General features: G+C 65.4%; 3 protein-coding genes. 2 read left to right on the plus strand and 1 reads right to left on the minus strand.

Annotated elements, in window-relative coordinates; all coding sequences use genetic code 11:
- The coding region (locus tag ELR45_RS36255; RefSeq protein ID WP_420814004.1) for a sensor histidine kinase at positions 1-355 on the plus strand (355 nt) is incomplete at its 5' end.
- Positions 352-1,026, plus strand: coding sequence for a response regulator (locus ELR45_RS36260; RefSeq protein WP_165368341.1), 675 nt, complete (start codon positions 352-354; stop codon positions 1,024-1,026). The genes ELR45_RS36255 and ELR45_RS36260, both read left to right, overlap by 4 nt.
- Before the next feature lie 68 nt (positions 1,027-1,094).
- On the opposite strand, the gene ELR45_RS33725 is transcribed toward ELR45_RS36260, so the two are convergent.
- Positions 1,095-2,770 (minus strand): ATP-binding protein (locus ELR45_RS33725; RefSeq protein WP_129670193.1); only part of this gene is annotated, 1,676 nt, incomplete at its 5' end.

The raw sequence follows: 2,770 nt of genomic DNA on the forward strand, positions 1-2,770 counted from the left end.
CTTCGCCAAGGTCGGCCTCGAGATCGAATGGCACACCGCTGGCGCGCACAGACCGGTGGCGCCGACGATCGGCCTCGCCGCCTACCGGATCATCCAGGAATCCCTGACCAACGCCCATCGCTACGGCTGCCATCATCGAGCCACCCTGCGACTCACCTACGAGCGCGATGCGCTGCGCATCGAGATCCTCAACGACATCGACACCGACCGACCAATTGGAACGCGACGAGGACACGGCACCGTCGGCATGCGAGAGAGGGCCGCCGCCGCCGGTGGCACGATCGAGATCGGGCCAACCGCCGGCGGCCAGTTCCGCGTCCATGCCACCCTCCGCACCGAACAGGCCGAACCATGACGATCCGTGTGCTGCTCGCCGACGACCAAGCGCTCATTCGTGCGGGCTTCAAGGCCCTGATCGACTCCGCCCCCGATCTCACCGTCGTCGCCGAAGCGGCAACCGGCGCCGAAGCCGTGACGCAAGCCCGGTCGAGCCGCGCTGACATCGTGCTGATGGACATCCGCATGCCCGACATGGACGGCATCGCGGCGACACGAGCTATCACGACAGACGACGACATGGCCGGTGTCCGTGTCGTCATCCTCACCACCTTCGAGATCGACGACCTCGTGATCCGCGCCGTCCAGGCCGGATCCAGCGGGTTCCTCGGCAAAGGCGTCGACCCCGCTGAACTCCTCGACGCGATCCGCATCGTCGCCTCCGGTGAGGCACTACTCTCCCCGCGAGCGACGAGCGGTCTCCTGGCCCAGCTCCGCCACCACGAGCGGCCCCTCCCGACGACCGAATCCGAACGGTTCAACAGCCTCACCGCACGCGAGCGCGAGCTCACGACGCTCGTTGCAACTGGACTCAGCAACGACGACATCGCCGAACGCCTCCACCTCTCACCGCTCACCGTCAAGACCCACGTCAACCGGGCCATGATGAAACTCGGGGTGCGCGACCGCGCCCAACTCGTGGTCCTCGCCTACGAAGGTGGGCTCATCCAGCCCGGCCGGCAACCATGACCCTCGGCACAGAGCTGGGGGCGGGAGGCCGTCAACTAGCTATCTGGGCGCGAGCTCCCGGTTCGTCGTCAGCGTCGAGGGGCACGTCGTCGCGTTGACTTCTTGGGGAACTGCGCGCCGGGTCCGTACTCAACAGACGGTCCACGTTGCGCTTCCGACGTCTTGGTGAGGATCCTCCGCTCGACGAGGCTCACCAGGATCTGGTTGGCTCGTTGGGTTCCCACGTTGAACAGGTTGCGCACGGTGGCGTTGGTGATTCGCCCGTACTCCTGCACATGTGCAACGACGCGGCGATCGATCTCGTCGGAGGTGTGTCGGGCGTATGGGAGCACAGTGCCGAGCTGCTTCACCACTGTTTCTCGGAGTCGGTAGTTGGGATGCTTGGCTCGGGCGGTATCCCGGGTGGGTTCGATCATCGCCACCGACTGTGTCGCCAGATGGCGCAGCGAGGCCTCGGCCTCATCCACGCTCTTCTGCAGCAACGGCGCGACCGTGCGAGCTGTGACCGTGCGTTTGGCGCAAAGCCGAAGCAGGATGATCATGGCATCTGTGTCGTCGCGCACCGTCGGGTCGAGCTGTGCGACATAGCGCGCGATATGAACATCGGGTGCCCCGCCCACGAGCGCGACGCGGACCTGATCGAAGGTGGCGTCGATGGTCGGAGTCGGCTTGCCGGACCTGATCATCTCCCGGTACATCCGATCCACACCTCGCCCGACCTCCTCGGCCAGCTCAAGAGTGCGAACCGCCGCCGTCAGCGCACGATTCCGCGGCTTCGACGGATGGGTGAGGATGTTGTCCACCGTGACACCGGCGACCAGCGGGCCGGGCGAGGTTACCACAAGCACCGACGGCGAATGCTCCACGACGACGGGCGTCTCGATCCGATAGTCACGATGCATGAGAGCATTCCCCACGGCTTCACGCACCGCGAGTTCGGGGAAGTCCTCGACCTGCAGCTGCTGTCCGTCCGGCAATGTCACCGGTGTCAGCTGGCGCCGCAGGCGGATCAAGTCCATGACCTGGTCGTAGACGCTAAGCAGCGGACCGGTCAGGCGTTCGATGACCCGCGGCTCACCACCGGGCGACTCGCGGTACTGGTAGACCAAAGCTGTACCGTCTGTTCCGACCAACCGATGCCCGGCATCCAGCAAGCGACCATCCGCGTCCGCCACACCCAAGGCTTTGAGCAAGTCAGAATCCGACAGCTTGGCCAAGCCATTGCGGATCGGCCGCAGCGAGGCGCCGAGCCGCTCACGGGCACGGGCCATCGCCACGGCGTCGACGTCAAGTGAACGCGCGGGCACCGCCGACGGGTCGAAGCCGCGTCGTTCCTCCCTCAGGCGTTGCTGCGTTGCAGGATCCATGCCGACACAATCGGTGTCGATCCTGTGCGGTGCCCGTCCTTTCACATCCGAGTAGATGTCGTGGTCGGTCTGCACACTGATGGCGAGCAGCCGAACCGCGCGATACGAGACTTCGTCGGCTTCCACGAGCAGGTGTGGCCGGCTGTTGTCGTGGACGTACTTACGCACCTCGGTGGAGTCCAACCCAGAGCCGACAAACGCCGCCGGTCCGGCAGCATGATCCTCCACACCGAAGATCACATGACCGCCCACGGTGTTGGCCAGGCAAAGGACAGCGTCAAGCGCAACACGCATCGACTCCTTCTTCGACCGTGCGTCCTGCTTGAAGTCCAGACGGGTATCTTCCTTGCTGGCCGTCGTCGCGCCCGACCAGATCG

The organism is Phytoactinopolyspora endophytica (genome assembly GCF_004138495.1).
Lineage (GTDB): Bacteria > Actinomycetota > Actinomycetes > Jiangellales > Jiangellaceae > Phytoactinopolyspora > Phytoactinopolyspora endophytica.